Annotated in this window: 15 protein-coding genes and 1 pseudogene; 10 read left to right on the top strand and 6 right to left on the bottom strand. The window is 68.2% G+C overall.

The window, feature by feature from the left end; genetic code table 11:
- A pseudogene (locus ASD82_RS03105) lies at positions 1–630 on the bottom strand (C4-dicarboxylate ABC transporter); the annotation flags it as partial.
- 120 nt (positions 631–750) lie between these two features.
- Between ASD82_RS03105 and ASD82_RS03100 the strand changes: the two are divergent.
- Together ASD82_RS03100 and ASD82_RS03095 are read left to right on the top strand one after the other, a co-directional pair.
- A complete protein-coding gene (locus ASD82_RS03100) occupies positions 751–1,278 on the top strand; it encodes a sigma-70 family RNA polymerase sigma factor (protein ID WP_056715260.1) in 528 nt (175 codons plus the stop codon).
- Positions 1,279–1,295: 17 nt separating this feature from the next.
- Positions 1,296–1,952, top strand: coding sequence for a hypothetical protein (locus ASD82_RS03095; protein ID WP_235580621.1), 657 nt, complete (start codon positions 1,296–1,298; stop codon positions 1,950–1,952).
- Positions 1,953–1,961: 9 nt separating this feature from the next.
- Here the strand turns inward: ASD82_RS03095 and ASD82_RS03090 are convergent, their stop codons facing one another.
- On the bottom strand, positions 1,962–2,414 hold the full coding sequence (locus tag ASD82_RS03090; RefSeq protein WP_056715254.1) for a DUF4442 domain-containing protein: 453 nt from the start codon (positions 2,412–2,414) through the stop codon (positions 1,962–1,964).
- A 269-nt stretch (positions 2,415–2,683) separates the two neighbouring features.
- On the bottom strand, positions 2,684–3,547 hold the full coding sequence (gene trxA, locus ASD82_RS03085; protein WP_056715251.1) for a thioredoxin: 864 nt from the start codon (positions 3,545–3,547) through the stop codon (positions 2,684–2,686).
- Positions 3,548–3,671: 124 nt separating this feature from the next.
- Between trxA and ASD82_RS03080 the strand changes: the two genes are divergently transcribed.
- The 8 genes from ASD82_RS03080 (at position 3,672) to nadD (ending at position 12,297) form a co-directional block, all read left to right on the top strand.
- Positions 3,672–4,289 carry a paraquat-inducible protein A gene (locus ASD82_RS03080; protein ID WP_056715248.1) on the top strand — a complete coding sequence of 206 codons (618 nt, stop codon included), beginning with the start codon at positions 3,672–3,674 and terminating at the stop codon, positions 4,287–4,289.
- Entirely contained in the window at positions 4,286–4,939 is a 654-nt protein-coding gene (locus tag ASD82_RS03075; RefSeq protein ID WP_056715245.1) for a paraquat-inducible protein A, read from the top strand. Before ASD82_RS03080 ends, ASD82_RS03075 begins: the two co-directional genes overlap by 4 nt.
- The gene (locus ASD82_RS03070) at positions 4,932–6,641 is read left to right on the top strand and encodes an MlaD family protein (protein WP_056715242.1); all 1,710 of its coding nucleotides are present in this window, start codon (positions 4,932–4,934) and stop codon (positions 6,639–6,641) included. The genes ASD82_RS03075 and ASD82_RS03070 overlap by 8 nt, the downstream gene beginning before the upstream one ends.
- The gene (locus ASD82_RS03065; protein WP_056715239.1) at positions 6,638–7,252 is read left to right on the top strand and encodes a PqiC family protein; all 615 of its coding nucleotides are present in this window, start codon (positions 6,638–6,640) and stop codon (positions 7,250–7,252) included. Before ASD82_RS03070 ends, ASD82_RS03065 begins: the two co-directional genes overlap by 4 nt.
- Positions 7,253–7,350: 98 nt before the next feature.
- The gene (gene leuS, locus ASD82_RS03060) at positions 7,351–10,116 is read left to right on the top strand and encodes a leucine--tRNA ligase (RefSeq protein ID WP_082585223.1); all 2,766 of its coding nucleotides are present in this window, start codon (positions 7,351–7,353) and stop codon (positions 10,114–10,116) included.
- Positions 10,113–10,661 carry an LPS assembly lipoprotein LptE gene (gene lptE / locus ASD82_RS03055; RefSeq protein WP_056715233.1) on the top strand — a complete coding sequence of 183 codons (549 nt, stop codon included), beginning with the start codon at positions 10,113–10,115 and terminating at the stop codon, positions 10,659–10,661. The genes leuS and lptE overlap by 4 nt, the downstream gene beginning before the upstream one ends.
- Positions 10,661–11,671, top strand: coding sequence for a DNA polymerase III subunit delta (holA, locus tag ASD82_RS03050; RefSeq protein WP_056715230.1), 1,011 nt, complete (start codon positions 10,661–10,663; stop codon positions 11,669–11,671). Before lptE ends, holA begins: the two co-directional genes overlap by 1 nt.
- Positions 11,668–12,297 carry a nicotinate-nucleotide adenylyltransferase gene (gene nadD, locus ASD82_RS03045; RefSeq protein WP_056715228.1) on the top strand — a complete coding sequence of 210 codons (630 nt, stop codon included), beginning with the start codon at positions 11,668–11,670 and terminating at the stop codon, positions 12,295–12,297. Before holA ends, nadD begins: the two co-directional genes overlap by 4 nt.
- Here nadD and ASD82_RS03040 read toward each other — a convergent pair.
- The 3 genes from ASD82_RS03040 to ASD82_RS03030 are packed head-to-tail and all read right to left on the bottom strand — an operon-like array spanning position 12,285 to position 14,440.
- On the bottom strand, positions 12,285–13,841 hold the full coding sequence (locus ASD82_RS03040) for a PepSY-associated TM helix domain-containing protein (protein WP_056715226.1): 1,557 nt from the start codon (positions 13,839–13,841) through the stop codon (positions 12,285–12,287). The genes nadD and ASD82_RS03040 overlap by 13 nt on opposite strands.
- A 10-nt stretch (positions 13,842–13,851) precedes the next feature.
- Complete coding sequence (locus tag ASD82_RS03035; RefSeq protein WP_056715224.1) at positions 13,852–14,115, bottom strand: hypothetical protein; 264 nt, start codon at positions 14,113–14,115, stop codon at positions 13,852–13,854.
- A 28-nt stretch (positions 14,116–14,143) separates the two neighbouring features.
- Positions 14,144–14,440 (bottom strand): hypothetical protein, encoded by a 297-nt coding sequence (locus tag ASD82_RS03030; RefSeq protein WP_056715220.1) that lies wholly within the window; start codon positions 14,438–14,440, stop codon positions 14,144–14,146.
- Positions 14,441–14,444: the final 4 nt, after the last annotated feature.

The raw sequence follows: 14,444 nt of genomic DNA, 5'->3' as shown, positions 1-14,444 counted from the left end.
GAATTCGCGGGCGCGCAGCGGAAAGAACACCATGCGGTAGACGACCAGGGTGATGATCAGCAGGTACAGCGCGCCGCCGAGCAGGTACAGGCACAGCGCGCCGAACAGCCAGCCGGAGCCGGCGTCGGGATCGTTCGCGATCAGCAGGGTCATCAGCACGGCCAGCGCCTGGGTCGATACCACCGCGACCAGCCAGCCGCCGTTGATGCTGCGGGTGAAGCCGGGCTTGATCCGTGCGGTGATGGTGGCGGCGAAGAACAGATAGATCAGCGCCGCCCAGAACAGCGCGCCGAGCAGGGCCAGCGCACGCGCCAGCGCTGGAAGGTGCACCACCATCAGGCACTGGCTGCCCAGCACGCAGGTGGCGGCGGCCAGGGTGAGGAAGCCGGCGCCGCGGCCCGGGTGCACGAAATCGGCGACCAGTTCGCGGCGGAAGCGGACCAGCCGCACGGTGGTGAGTGCCAGCAGGAGCAGCCAGGCCAGCAGGTTCGCGCCGAACAGCACCAGCGCCAGTGCGCGCAGGCCGTGCTGGTCGAGGTCGATCGAGACGATGCCGGTGGCCATGACCAGGGCGAAGCTGCCGGGGCTCAGGTGGCGTGCTCGGGACAACACGAAATCGACAGCCGTCATCGCAGCCTCCGTGGCGAACGGGCGGATGCGATGCATAGTGCGCCTGCCGGGCGGCAACCGCCGTGATTTTTTTCGCGGCCCTGCGAATCATGGGATGAACTAGGGGGAAGATCAGCATACATGACGGCCAGACCACACCAGCAACGCTTCGAATCGCTGCTGCACGAACATCGCCGGATCGTGTTCAAGGTTGCCGGCCTGTACAGCCGCAGCGCCGCCGACCGCGACGACCTGGTGCAGGAGATCAGCGCGCAGCTGTGGCGTTCGTTCGGCGGGTATGACGAGGCGCGCGCGAAGTTTTCCACCTGGATGTACCGCATCGCGTTGAACGTGGCGATCTCGCAGGCGCGGCGTGAGCGCTGGTCGGAATCCGACCGTTTCGAGCCGCTGGAAACGCATCACCTGGAGACGGTCGGCGGGGGCGAGGGCATCGCCGAACCGGACGAACGGCTGACCGCGCTGTACGCCTTCATCGGCCAGCTCGATCCGCTCAATCGCGCGCTGATCCTGCTGTACCTGGAAGACCGCAACTACACCGAGATGGCCGAGATCCTCGGCATCAGCGAAACCAACGTGGCGACCAAGATCAGCCGCATCAAGCAGAAACTGCGCGGCCAGATGACCGCTGCACAAACCACCGGAACATGACGATGGAACTGGATGACATGAAGCTGGCCTGGCAGGTGCTGGATCGCCGGTTGGCGCAACAGCATTCGCTGAACCTGCAGCTGTTTCGAGATGGCAAGCTGGAGCACGTGCGCCGGCGTCTGCAGCCGCTGGCATGGACCTTTGCCCTGCAGATCCCCTTGGGTATCGCGATGATGCTGTGGGGCATCAGCTTCTGGTCGACCCACCTGGGCGATGCCGGCTCGATGGCGTGCGGGATCGTCATGCAGGTCTTCGGCACCCTGTCGGTGTTCTTCCCGGCGCGGGCGCTCGCGCTGGTGCAGGCGATCGACTATGCCTCGCCGGTGCTGGAAATCCAGCGGCGTATCGCCGTTCTCCGCGCATGGCGGGTCAAGGTGGAGGCGCCGGTTTTTGCGGTCATCGGCTGCGTGATCTGGATTCCTGCCTTGCTGATGCTTGCGCAATACGAAGGCGACCGCGTCGGGGTGAATCTGTGGGACCACCTCCGTCCGGGGACGGTGACCTGGCTGGTGCTGTCCGCGGTCGTCTCGTTGGCCGCGGTAGGCCTGGCCTACCTCGTGCTGTGCCGGATGGGCCGACTGCCATGGCTTGCGAACCGCCTGGCCGGCGCAGCCGTGCAGCGAGCCGAGGCCGAACTCGAAGCGGTGATGCGCTTCGAGCGGGAGAGCGGCTGAGCTACGCGCTCAGCGTACTCGTGGCTTGAGCCGCACGTAGATCTGCTTGCGCACCACGGCGATGACCTTGCCTGACGCAGTGGTCACTTCGGTCTCGAACCAGCGCAACACCTTCTCGCCGCTGGCGGCGGCCGCGCGCAGTTCGTCGACCACGCCGGGTTCGAGCGTGAAGTGGGCGTAGACGTCCTCGTAGCCCGGCGCCACGAAGTCGATCGTGCCGGCCTTGTCCCACACGTAGTAGTCGCTGCCCAGCTGGTGCATCGCCAGCAGCATCCAGAACGGATCGACCATGGCGAACAGGTTGCCGCCGAACTGGCTCTTCACGTAATTGCGGTTCCACGGGCGCAGCCGCAGCACCACCTTCGCCTCGGTGTAGTCGTCGCTGAGCGACTGCAGGCGGATCGCGTTGAACAGGAACGGCGGCCACAGGTTGAGCAGGCGGCGGAAGGTGGAGGCGCGCATGGGGATTCGTCGGATGCCGGGGGAATGACGGATATTACATGAGCATACGGTGGCGTACGGATTGGGATGCCTCGCCTCGCGGCCGCCTTGCTCCTCCCCTTGCTTGCCCGGAGGGCGAGCAGGGGGAGGTTGGGAGGGGGGCTTCAGTGCTCCGGGATTTGAAAACCAGGAGCGAGAGCGACCCCACCCCAGCCCTCCCCTGCAGGCAGGGGAGGGCTGGGGTGGGGTTGTGGCGGGTGGAATGCTTTGGCGTTCCCCGTGCCCAACAATCAGAACAACAGCGACGCCATCTTCCGTCGGTAGCGACTGACCAGTTCGGCGTCGTCGAGGGTGGCGAAGGCCGCCAGCAGGCGCTTCTTGCCCTGGCCGTCGTTCCAGTCGCGGGCCTTCTGCAGGATCAGCAGGAACTGGTCGAGCCCGCCGGCGGCGTCGCCTTCGAGCAGCAGGCGCACGCCGAGTTGATCGTGGGCTTCCCAGTCTTCGGCGTTGGCTTGCAGGCGCTGCAGCAGCGCCGCCCGTTCCGGCGCGTCCTGCAGCGAATGGGCCAGCTCCAGCTCGCTGCGCAGGCGCACGGCGCGCGCGTCGGTGGCGAGGTTGGCGGGCAGGGCGGCGAGTTCGGCTTCGGCCGCGTCGATCTGCTCGTTGCGCATCAGGGCCACGGCCAGGTCCAGTTTCAGCTCGGGCTTGTTCGGCTCGGCGGCGATCGCCTGCTGCAGGCGGTTCACGGCCTGGGCGGGTTCCTCGGCGGTGGCGGCCATTTCATCGCCCGCGGCTGCTTCCAGCGGCTGCACGTGGCGCAGCAGGAATTCGCGCAGCTGGCCTTCGGGCAGGGCGCCGGCGAAGCCGTCGAGCACCTGGCCATCCTTCACCAGCATCACGGTGGGGATGCTCTTGATGCCGAACATGCCGGCCAGCTCCTGCTGGGTGTCCACGTCGACCTTGCCCAGCCGGAACGCGCCGTTGAATTCGGCGGCGAGCTTTTCCAGCATCGGGCCCAGCGTCTTGCACGGTTCGCACCAGGTGGCCCAGAAGTCGACCAGGATCGGCGTGCTCAGCGAGGCCTGCAGCACGTCGGCTTCGAAGGTCTGCTGGTCCACGTCGAAGACGTGGGAAACGGTGGCAGCATCGGTCACGGGAAACTCCAGCTTGGTGAATGTCGGTTCAGATCAGGGTTCCCACGCAGCATATCAAGCAGCGCGTTCACGCCAGATTTGCGAGAATCCACGGACTGTCACGCCGAAGCAAGGCACCGGGTGCATGGGCAAGGCCTATCCAGAAAAGCTGCTGATCTGCGAGCACTGCGACACGGTCTACCGCCGGCGCGTGCTGGAGCGTGGGGAAGTGGCGCGCTGTGCACTGTGTGCCGCGGAGCTGGAGCGGCACCATCTGCTGAGCGTGAACGCGATGCTGGCGCTGATCCTGACCGCGGCGATCGTGTTCGTGCAGGCCAACCTGTGGCCAATCGTGACCCTGGGCCTGAGCGGCCAGCACAGCAGCACCACCTTGTGGGGCGTGATCCTGGCGATGTGGCGCGAGCATTCGCAGATCGTCTCGGTGCTGGTGGCCGCCACGCTGTTCTTTTTCCCCCTGCTGAAGATGTCCCTGCTGGGCTGGCTGCTGTGGTTTGCCCGCGCCGGCCGCCGCGCGCCGGGTTTCGTGCCGCTGATGGTGATCCTGCACCGGCTGGGCCCGTGGACGATGAGCGAGGTGTTCGTGCTGGGTGCGCTGGTGGCGATCGTCAAGGCGCACACCTATTTCGACGTCACCGCCGATCCGGGCATTTACGCCTACGCGGCGCTGACCCTGCTGATCACCATCTTCGCGGGCGTGGATCTGCGCCAGTTGTGGAACGAGGACCTGGAGTCGGCCGCATGAGCGCCTTGCCGCGCGCCGCCGAGCTGGGCCTGATCGCCTGCACGGTATGCGGGCTGGTGTGCCGCAACGTGCCGGGCGACGCGCAACTGGACGGCGACGGCGTGGACGATGCGATGGCCTGCCCGCGCTGCGCCAGCACGTTGCGCCGGCGCAAGCCGGACAGCTTCGCGCGGACCTGGGCGCTGCTGATCGCCGCGTTCCTGATGTACATCCCGGCCAACGTGCTGCCGATCATGCGCACCGCCAGCCTCAACGACATCGACGACAACACCATCATCAGCGGGGTGGTGGAGTTGTGGCGGGCCGGCTCGCCGAACCTGGCGGTGATCGTGTTTACCGCCAGCATCGTGGTGCCGGTGCTGAAGTTTCTCGCCCTGAGCGTGCTGCTGGTGAGCAGCCAGCAAGGCAGTGCCTGGGCCCGGCCGCAGCGTGCGAAGCTGTACCGGCTGGTCGAGCTGATCGGCTACTGGTCGATGCTGGACGTGTTCGTGGTGGCGCTGCTGACGGCGCTGGTGCGCTTCAGCGTGCTGAGCCTGGTGGAACCACTGCCGGGCGTGATCTTTTTCGGGCTGACCGTGGTGCTGACCATGTTTGCCTCGATGAGTTTTGACCCCCGCCTGATCTGGGACGGCAAGGATTCGGATGACTGACGACATGCAAACCCAACCGGTACCGCCAGACGACGGCGACTTGCCGCGGCCGGTGGTGAAGCGGCGCCGCTTCAATGCCTCGCTGATCTGGCTGATTCCGGCGCTGGCGGCCCTGGTCGGCCTGTCTCTGGTGGTCAGCAACTGGCTGCAGGCCGGCCCGCACGTGGTGATCAGCTTCCAGAGCGCCGAAGGGCTGGAGGCGGGCAAGACGCCGGTGAAGTACAAGAACGTGGTGATCGGCCGGGTCAGCAAGATCCACCTCAGCAGCGACCGCAGCCACGTGCTGGTCAACGTGGCGCTGGAAAAGAGCGCCGAGGGTTTCGCCACCGCCGACACCCGGTTCTGGGTCGTGCGTCCGCGCATCGGGCTGGGCGGCGTGTCCGGCATCGACACCTTGCTGTCCGGCGCGTTCATCGGTGCCGACGTGGGTGACTCCACCGAGTACAAGGACGACTTCAAGGGCCTGGAGATTCCGCCGCCGGTGACCCACGGCGCGCCCGGCCGGAGTTTCGTCCTGCACAGCGACGACCTGGGCTCGCTCGACATCGGCTCGCCGATCTATTACCGGCGCATCCAGGTGGGTCGGGTGGTGTCCTACCAGCTGGACAAGGACGGCAAGGGCGTCTCGCTGCAGATCTTCATCGATGGCCCGAACGACCGCTTCGTCACCCGCTCCTCGCGCTTCTGGAATGCCAGCGGCGTGGATGTGTCGCTGGGCGCGAACGGACTGACCCTCAACACCCAGTCGCTGGCCACCGTGCTGGCCGGCGGCGTGGCCTTCCAGGACCCGCCCGGCCCGCACGACGGCACGCCTGCGCCGGAAGACAACGCCTTCAAGCTGTTCGGCGACCAGGCCACCGCGATGGCGCCGCCGGATGGCACGCCGCACTACATCCGCATGCGCTTCGAGCAGTCGGTGCGCGGCCTGGCGGTCGATGCGCCGGTGGAGTTCCTCGGCATCAACATCGGCAAGGTGGTGTCGGTGCGGCTGGATTACGACGAGCAGAAGCAGCGCTTCCCGGTGGTGGTGGGCGCGGTGATCTATCCGCAGCGACTCGGCGCCGCCTACGACAAGCTGGAGGCGCTGGCCCGGGAGCGCGGGGAGAATCCCGACCTTTCGCAGATGATCGGCCGACTGGTCGATCACGGCCTGCGCGCCCAGGCGCGCACCGGCAACCTGCTCACCGGGCAGTTGTATGTGGCGCTGGACTTCGTGCCGAAGACACCGAAGGTGGCGTTCGACCCGAGCGCGAAACCGCTGACCCTGCCGACCGTACCGGGCAGCTTCGACAAGCTGCAGGAGCAGCTGGCCGAGATCGTCGACAAGCTCGACAAGATCCCGTTCGACAGCATCGGCCAGAACCTGGACCAGACCCTGGCTGGCCTCAACGCCACGCTGAAGCAGGTCAATGGCGAGACGCTGCCGGCGGTGAAGGACACCCTGCACGGCGTGCAGCAGACCATGGGCACGGCCAACGATGCGCTGGCCAGTGATTCGCCGCTGCAGCAGAACCTGGGCGCCACGCTGGAACAGGTGCAGCGCATGGCGCGTTCGCTGCGCGTGCTGACCGATTACCTGGGCGGCCATCCGGAGTCGCTGATCCGCGGCCGTCGTCCGGACCCGGCGCCGTCGACCCCGAAAACCACCGCACCGAAAACCGCCGCGCCGGCGCCGCAGCCGGCCTCAGGGAGCAAGCCATGATCCGTCGCGTCACGCAGGTTTCAGCCACGCTGGCGGCGGCCCTGCTACTGGCCGCCTGCGCTTCCGCACCGCTGCATTACTACACCCTGGTGGCGCCGGCCGATGCGGGCGCGCCGACCCCGGCCGCCGGGTCGCTGCCGTTCGAGCTGTTGCCGGTGGGCATCCCGGCCCAGGTCGACCAGCCGCAGCTGGTGGTGCGCGAGGGCGCCGAAGGCATGGCCGTGCTTGGCAGCGAACGCTGGATCGCGCCACTGGGCGACGAAGTGCGCAGTGCGCTGGCCGCCGACCTGGCGCGCGAGCTGCACAGCCAGGACGTCAGCGGCCTGCCGGCCGGCAGTCAGCCGCTGCTGCGGATCAAGCTGGACCTGCGCCGGTTCGATTCGCAACCCGGCGGCCAGGCGCTGATCGAGGGTGCGTGGAGCGTGCGCCTGCTGCACGGCGCGCAAGCGGCCACGCTGTCGTGCACCAGCCTGGTCAGCGAGCCGGTGGGGCCGGGTTATCCAGCCCTGGTTCAAGGTCACCAGCGGGCGATCGCCCGCATCGCGGCGCAGATCGCCGCGGCCGGGCGTGCGCTGGGCGCGGGGCAGGCCGCGGCGTGCCCGCAGGAATAGCGTTCCGGCTTGGCGGCCGGCCCGCGCTGGGCTAGTCTGACCAGTTCCCTCGGGCCGGCTTTCGCCGGTCCGCATCAATCGCATATGGCAGCATGATCATGCAGGACACCCAAGCCCCGACCACCCCCGAGCAGGACGAAGCCGGCTATCGCCCGCAGGCCGTGGAGGCCGCCGCCCAGCATTACTGGACCGCGCAGCGCGCGTACGAGGTGGTCGAGGACGACACGCGGCCGAAGTTCTACTGCCTGTCGATGCTGCCGTACCCGTCCGGCGCGCTGCACATGGGCCACGTGCGCAACTACACCATTGGCGACGTGATCAGCCGTTACCAGAGCATGCAGGGCAAGAACGTGCTGCAGCCGATGGGCTGGGACGCGTTCGGCCTGCCGGCCGAGAACGCCGCGATCAAGAACAAGACCGCGCCGGCCAAATGGACCTACGCCAACATCGACCACATGCGCAGCCAGCTGAAGTCGCTGGGTTACGCGATCGACTGGACCCGCGAGTTCGCCACCTGCCGGCCGGACTATTACCGCTGGGAACAGCTGATGTTCACCCGCCTGCTGAAGAAGGGCATGGCGTACCGCAAGAACGCGGTGGTGAACTGGGACCCGATCGACCAGACCGTGCTGGCCAACGAGCAGGTGGTCGACGGCCGCGGCTGGCGCTCGGGCGCCGTGGTGGAGAAGCGCGAGATCCCGCAGTGGTTCCTGAAGATCACCGACTACGCGCCCGAATTGCTCGACGGGCTGGACACGCTGCCGGGCTGGCCCGATGCGGTGAAGACCATGCAGCGCAACTGGCTGGGCCGCAGCGAAGGGCTGGAAATCCGCTTCGACGTCAATGACGACGAGGCGCCGGTGGAACCGATCACGGTGTTCACCACGCGGCCGGACACGCTGATGGGCGTGACCTTCCTGTCGATCGCGGCCGAGCATCCACTGGCCCAGTACGCGGCGCTGGCGCGTCCGGCGCTGGCCGAGTTCATCGCCGGCCTGCGCCAGGGCGGCGTCTCCGAAGCGGAAATGGAGACCCAGGAAAAGCGCGGCATGGACACCGGCCTGCGTGCCGTCCACCCGATCACCGGCGAGGCGCTGCCGGTGTACGTGGCGAACTTCGTGCTGATGAACTACGGCACCGGCGCGGTGATGGCGGTGCCCGGCCACGACCAGCGCGACTGGGAATTCGCCAAGCGCTACAGCCTGCCGATCAGGATGGTGGTGGTCGACCGCAGCGTGCTCGACGCGGTGCGCGAAATCGGCCACGACCTGTCCCTTGGCGTCGGCGCCGATCCGATGCGCGCGGCGCTCGGCGGCGGCGATACCGACGCCTACGATACGAAGTCCGCGGTGCAGGTCATCGAGGATTTCGAGCAGCGGGTGATGGAGCAGTGCGCCTTCACCGAGCGCGGCATCCTGGTGAATTCCGGCGAGTACGACGGGCTCGACTTCCAGCAGGCGCTGGAAGCACTGGCCAGGCGCTTCGAGGCCGAGGGCCGCGGCCAGCGCCGGGTCAACTTCCGCCTGCGCGACTGGGGCGTCAGCCGCCAGCGCTACTGGGGCTGCCCGATCCCGGTGATCTACTGCCCGCAGTGCGAGGCGGTGCCGGTGCCCGAAGACCAGCTGCCGGTGGTGCTGCCCGAGGACGTGGCGTTCAGCGGCGTGCAGTCGCCGATCAAGGCCGATCCGGAGTGGCGCAAGACCACCTGCCCGCAGTGCGGCGGCCCGGCCGAACGCGAGACCGACACCTTCGACACCTTCATGGAGTCGAGCTGGTACTACGCGCGCTACACCAGCCCCGGCGCGAATGCGCAGATCGACGAACGCGCCAACTACTGGCTGCCGGTAGACCAGTACGTCGGCGGCATCGAACACGCGATCATGCACCTGCTGTACTTCCGCTTCTATCACAAGCTGCTGCGCGACGCGGGCATGGTGCATTCGGACGAGCCGGCGCAGAACCTGCTGTGCCAGGGCATGGTGATCGCCGAGACGTTCTACCGCGACAACGCCGATGGCTCGAAGGACTGGATCAACCCGGCCGATGTCGAGATCCAGCGCGACGACAAGGCGCGCGTGACCGGCGCCGTACTCAAGGCTGATGGCGAGCCGGTGAAGATCGGTGGCACCGAGAAGATGTCGAAGTCGAAGAACAACGGCATCGATCCGCAGACCATGGTGGACAAGTACGGCGCCGACACGGTGCGGCTGTTCTCGATGTTCGCCGCGCCACCGGAGCAGTCGCTGGAATGGAGCGAGGCCGGCGTCGAGGGCATGGCGCGGTTCCTCAAGCGGCTGTGGCGCGAGGTGACTACGCACGCGGCTGGCCCCGATCATGCGGTGACTGATCCGGCCAGCCTGGACGCAGGCCAGAAAGCCTTGCGTCGCCAATTGCACGAGACGATCCAGAAAGTCAGTGACGACTTCGGTCGCCGCCACGCGTTCAACACCGCGATCGCGGCGCTGATGGAACTGCTCAATGCGCTGGGCAAATTCAACGACCAGAGTGACCAGGGCCGCGCCGTGCGCCACGAGGCGCTGGAAGCGATGGTATTGCTGCTGAATCCGGTGGTGCCTCACGTCAGCCACGCCTTGTGGCAGGTGCTGGGTCATCCCGAAAGCGTGCTGGAGGACCAGCCGTGGCCGCGGGTCGATCAGGCCGCGCTGGTGCGCGACACGCTGACGCTGGCGGTGCAGGTCAACGGCAAATTGCGCGCTACCATCGAGGTCGCCGCCAGCGCCTCGAAGGAAGACGCCGAGGCCATGGCGCTGGCGCAGCCGCAGGTGGCCCATTTCCTGGAAGGCTTGACCGTGCGCAAGGTGATCGTGGTGCCCGGCAAGATCGTCAACATCGTCGCAGGATGAACTTCATGAAAACCGCTCGCCTGTTCCAGCTCGCGTCGCTGCTGGCCACCACGCTGGCGCTGTCCGCCTGCGGCTTCCACCTGCGCGAAAACGCGAACCTGCCCGCGCAGATGCAGCGCATGCACGTCACCGTCAATGGCGGTGGCGAGCTCGAGCGCCGGCTGACCCGTGCGCTGGAAACCTCGGACGTCACGATCGAGGACGCCGCCGGCCCGGGCGTCGCCGAACTGCGCGTGCCGACGGCCCGGTTCAGCACGGAGACGCTTAGCGCCGGAGGTTACGTGCGGATCACCGAGTACGCGGTGCGCTACCACGTCGAGTTCGACGTGACCGATGCGGACGGCCATCCGCTGCTGCCGGTCCAGCGCATCGACATGTCGCGCGAATACAGCTACGACGCCAGCAATACCGTCGGCAACGAATCGCAGGTGCAGGAGCTGCAGCGCAGCCTCAATGACGACATGGTGCAGGCGATCCTGTTCCGCCTGCAGGCGGCCAGCAAGCACCAGCTGGCCGAGCCGGCCAGCGCCGCCAGCACGCACTGATGCCGCTCAACCCCGGTCAATGGCAGAAGGCGCTGGCGGGCGACAGCCTGCAGCCGGTCTACCTGCTGGCCGGTGAGCAACTGCTGGTGCTCGAAGCTGCCGACGCCCTGCGCGCGCAGGCGCGCCGGCTCGGCTACAGCGAGCGCGAGGTGCTCGAGGTTGGCCAGCATTTCGACTGGAACGACCTGGCCCGTTCCGGCGCGGCGATGTCGCTGTTTGCCAGTCGGCGGCTGATCGATCTGCGCCTGCCCACCGGCCGCCCCGGCATCGAGGGCGCCAAGGCGATCACCGCGTTCTGCGCCGATCCGCCGCCGGACGTCACCTTGCTGATCACCGCGATGGAGTGGAGCAACAAGCACGACGGCGCCTGGAGCAGGAAGCTCGACGCCAGCGGCACGATGGTGGTGTTCAACGCGCCGCGACCGAACGAATGGGCCAGCTGGATCACCGCACGGCTGGCCTCGCGCAAGCTGTCCGCCACGCCTGATGCGGTGGCCCTGCTGGCGGAGCGCGTCGAGGGCAATCTGCTGGCCGCCGCGCAGGAAATCGACAAGCTCGCGGTGCTGCACGGCGAAGGCCGCATCGATGCCGCCGAGATGGAGAACCTGGTCGCCGACAGCGCCCGCTACGACGTGTTCAAGCTCACCGACGCGGCCTTCCTGGGCGACGGCGCCCGCGCGCTGCGCATCCTGGCCGGCCTGCGCTCGGAGGGCGACGAGCTGCTGGCGCTGATGGGCTGGCTGGTCAATCAGCTGCAGCTCGCCCTGCGCCTGGCCAATGCATCGGACCTGGCTGCCCAGTTCCGCGCCGAACACTTGTGGCAGGCGCGCGAGAACCTGTTCCGCCAGGCGCTGCGCCGCGCGCCCCGCGAACACTGGCTGCAATGCCTGGCGCGCGCCTCGCGCATCGACCGCATGGTCAAGGGGCGCGAGCAGGGCAATCCGTGGCAGGAGGCCGAACGGCTGATCGCCGCACTGGCGGAGCCGCGGGCAGCCAAGGCGCTGGCGTGACCCTCGCGATCTTCGGTGGCACCTTCGATCCGGTGCACCTGGGACATCTCAGCGTGGCGTGGGAAGCGGCCGAACTGCTCGACGCCGAGGTGCGCCTGATGCCGGCCAGCGTGCCGCCGCATCGCGACGCGCCGATGGCTTCGGCAGCGCAGCGGGTGGCGATCCTGCGCGCGGCGCTGCAGGGCCAGGCACGGCTCACCCTGGACACGCGCGAGCTGGATCGCGCCGGCCCTTCGTACACCATCGACACCTTGCACGAGTTGCGCGCGGAGCAGGGCGAGCGGCCGCTGGTGCTGCTGGTCGGCGCCGATGCCTTCGCCAACCTGGCCAGCTGGCATCGCTGGCGCGAACTGTTCGCGGTGGCCCATGTCGGCGTGCTGAGCCGGCCCGGCGTATCGGCCACCTTGCCGGATGAACTGGAAGACGAGGTGGCGTGCAGGCGCGTCGTCGACACCGCGGATGTGCGCGGTGTGCCGGCCGGCAAGGTCATCGAACTGGCGGTGACGCCGCTGGAGATCTCCGCCACCCGCATCCGCGAGTTGCTGGCCGCCGGCCGCGACCCGCGTTACCTGCTGCCGGCCGGGCTGTTCGACGAACCCGCCTTGCTGGCTCCTTACCGGGCCTGATCTGCCCACACGCTGTTGCCGTCACCGTGGCGGCTGCGCCGTGACGCCGCACGTGCCAGCGAGGCGAAGCCCGCCGCCAGCGCCAGCGCGCCCAGGTCGATCGCCAGCAAGGCGCCGTGACCGGCCGCGGCGCTGCGCCAGAACCACCAGCCGGTGACGAAGCCATGGGCCAGCGGAACCAGCGCGGTGACGATCGCGGCGAGCCACAACAGTTCCCGGGCAGCACGCAGGGGCGCGCGCCATGCTGCCCAGGCCACGCACAGCGCCCAGCTACCGAAACATACCCAGCGTTCGCCGGCATCGACGCGCCAGCCCAGCGCGGGCAGCAGTTGCGCCGCCACGAAGGCTGCGGAGATCGCCACGCAGACGCCGAGGCACACGCCGACCGTGGCGCGCGCCATGACGATCGAGGAGCGCCCCTGTTCGGCCTGTCGCCGCTTGCGCCGCGACTCGATCCACAACAGGTTGCCCGAATAGAACAAAAAGGCGCCGCCCAGGCCCAGCAGGAAGTACAGCCATCGCACCGCGACATTGCCGTAGTCGCCGAAGTGCAGCGCGTAGACCGCCGTGAGCACCGCGTGGTTGGCGTCGCGCGAACCGGGCAGCTGGGTGGCCAGCACGGTGCCGCTGGTGGCATCCAGCGCCACCGCGCCGGCACCGAGTCCGCGCGGCGAAGTGCCGGTGATCTCGACCACGGCATGGGCATCGCCGGCATGGGCGAGCTTCAGGTAGCCGGGCACGAAATCGGCGACGCCATGTTCCGCCGCCACCGCGATCGCGCGTGCGTGCCAGCTTGCCAGTGGCGACAGCGGCCGGGAAACGTCCGCCTTCTGCACGATCGGCGCGGTGTCCATCGCCGCGGCCGACGCGGCCATCAGCTTGCCGTCGTGGACCAGCGGATTCAGCGCCAGCATCAGCACGAACAGCAGGCACAGCAGTGCGCCGGTGACCGCGAACACGATGTGGAACGGCAGGCTCAACACGCCGATCACGTTGTGTGCGTCCTGCCAGAAGCGCTTGAGGTTGCGCCCCGGGCGCAGCGCGAACAGATCCTTGAACAGCCGCGACAGATGGATCACGAAACCCGACACCAGCGCGACGCCGTACAGCAGGCTGACCAGCCCCATCAGCCAGGTGCCGACCAGCGGCAGGCCCAGCGTGTAATGCAGTTCGTTGACCAGCTCGGGCAGGCTGGCGCCCGGCGGGGTCGGGCTGCCGGCCAGCTGTTGCGGGGTGGCGAATTGCCAGACGCCTTGCGCGTCCTGCCAGTACGCGGTGGGCTCGGCCAGCTCGTAGCCGGGGAAGGTCATGCCCAGGTGTTCGCGTGCTTCCGGGTGGCGCGCCAGCACCTGGTCGAGCAGCTGTTGCGCATCGTCCAGCGAGGCGGTGGCGGCAAGCTGCGGGCTGGCCCATTGCTGCAGCGAATGATGGAACACGGTGATCGCGCCGGCATAGAACGCCACGAACAGCGCGAAGCCCGCCAGCATGCCCACCCACGAATGCAGGGCGGTGAAGGTGCGCAAGGTGGCCGGTTTCAATTTCATCGTGACATGCTCAGCCGACCCAACCCGATGTCTGCAGCAACCGCAGCAGGCTTAAGCCCGCCACGGCCGCGATGCCCAGGCAGAGCCACGCGCGCCGTCCGCTGGAGAACCGCAGCGCGGCGCAGACGATGCCGATCCACAGCGGGAAGAACGCCAGCAGGCCGACCATGATGGTCGATTCCCACGTGCCGGGCAGCAGCCAGCTGACCAGCCCGAGCAGCGCGGCGGCGAGGAAGAAACCCGGCACGATGCCGGCGCTGAGCCGCGCCCACATCAGCACGTTTTCCTGCGGTGGTGGCGGATCATGCCTTGTCGTCCGCCGTGGTGTCGGCATCCGGACTGCCGATGAACAGGGCCAGGTACGGTTGCGCGACCAGCACCAGCATCAGGCTGGCGAGCGTGGCGCCGAGGCCGGCGGCGACGCCGAACAGCTGCGTCCAGGCGAGCAGGGACGCCAGCGCGAGCAGCGTGCCGATCAGCCGTGCGCTGCGCGGCCGGCCGCGCAGCACGCGCCACATGCAGTGCGGCGAGCCGGCGTACAACGCGACGGCGGACAATGCCGCCATCGCGAAGGCCACCACGCCGAGCCAGGCCGTCATCTGC

It is taken from the genome of Rhodanobacter sp. Root179 (genome assembly GCF_001428465.1).
GTDB lineage: Bacteria > Pseudomonadota > Gammaproteobacteria > Xanthomonadales > Rhodanobacteraceae > Rhodanobacter.
This window is presented reverse-complemented; position numbering and strand designations above follow the sequence as displayed.

Excerpts from the sequence above, each read along its gene's own strand:
- ASD82_RS03080 (WP_056715248.1), top strand. The coding sequence starts at position 3,672 with ATGGGCAAGGCCTATCCAGAAAAGCTGCTGATCTGCGAGCACTGCGAC.
- ASD82_RS03035 (WP_056715224.1), bottom strand. The coding sequence starts at position 14,115 with ATGTGGGCGCGGCTCAGCGCCGGCATCGTGCCGGGTTTCTTCCTCGCC.
- holA (WP_056715230.1), top strand. The coding sequence starts at position 10,661 with ATGCCGCTCAACCCCGGTCAATGGCAGAAGGCGCTGGCGGGCGACAGC.
- ASD82_RS03040 (WP_056715226.1), bottom strand. The coding sequence starts at position 13,841 with ATGAAATTGAAACCGGCCACCTTGCGCACCTTCACCGCCCTGCATTCG.
- ASD82_RS03065 (WP_056715239.1), top strand. The coding sequence starts at position 6,638 with ATGATCCGTCGCGTCACGCAGGTTTCAGCCACGCTGGCGGCGGCCCTG.
- ASD82_RS03070 (WP_056715242.1), top strand. The coding sequence starts at position 4,932 with ATGACTGACGACATGCAAACCCAACCGGTACCGCCAGACGACGGCGAC.
- ASD82_RS03030 (WP_056715220.1), bottom strand. The coding sequence starts at position 14,440 with ATGACGGCCTGGCTCGGCGTGGTGGCCTTCGCGATGGCGGCATTGTCC.
- ASD82_RS03075 (WP_056715245.1), top strand. The coding sequence starts at position 4,286 with ATGAGCGCCTTGCCGCGCGCCGCCGAGCTGGGCCTGATCGCCTGCACG.
- lptE (WP_056715233.1), top strand. The coding sequence starts at position 10,113 with ATGAACTTCATGAAAACCGCTCGCCTGTTCCAGCTCGCGTCGCTGCTG.
- ASD82_RS03095 (WP_235580621.1), top strand. The coding sequence starts at position 1,296 with ATGAAGCTGGCCTGGCAGGTGCTGGATCGCCGGTTGGCGCAACAGCAT.
- ASD82_RS03090 (WP_056715254.1), bottom strand. The coding sequence starts at position 2,414 with ATGCGCGCCTCCACCTTCCGCCGCCTGCTCAACCTGTGGCCGCCGTTC.
- ASD82_RS03100 (WP_056715260.1), top strand. The coding sequence starts at position 751 with ATGACGGCCAGACCACACCAGCAACGCTTCGAATCGCTGCTGCACGAA.
- leuS (WP_082585223.1), top strand. The coding sequence starts at position 7,351 with ATGCAGGACACCCAAGCCCCGACCACCCCCGAGCAGGACGAAGCCGGC.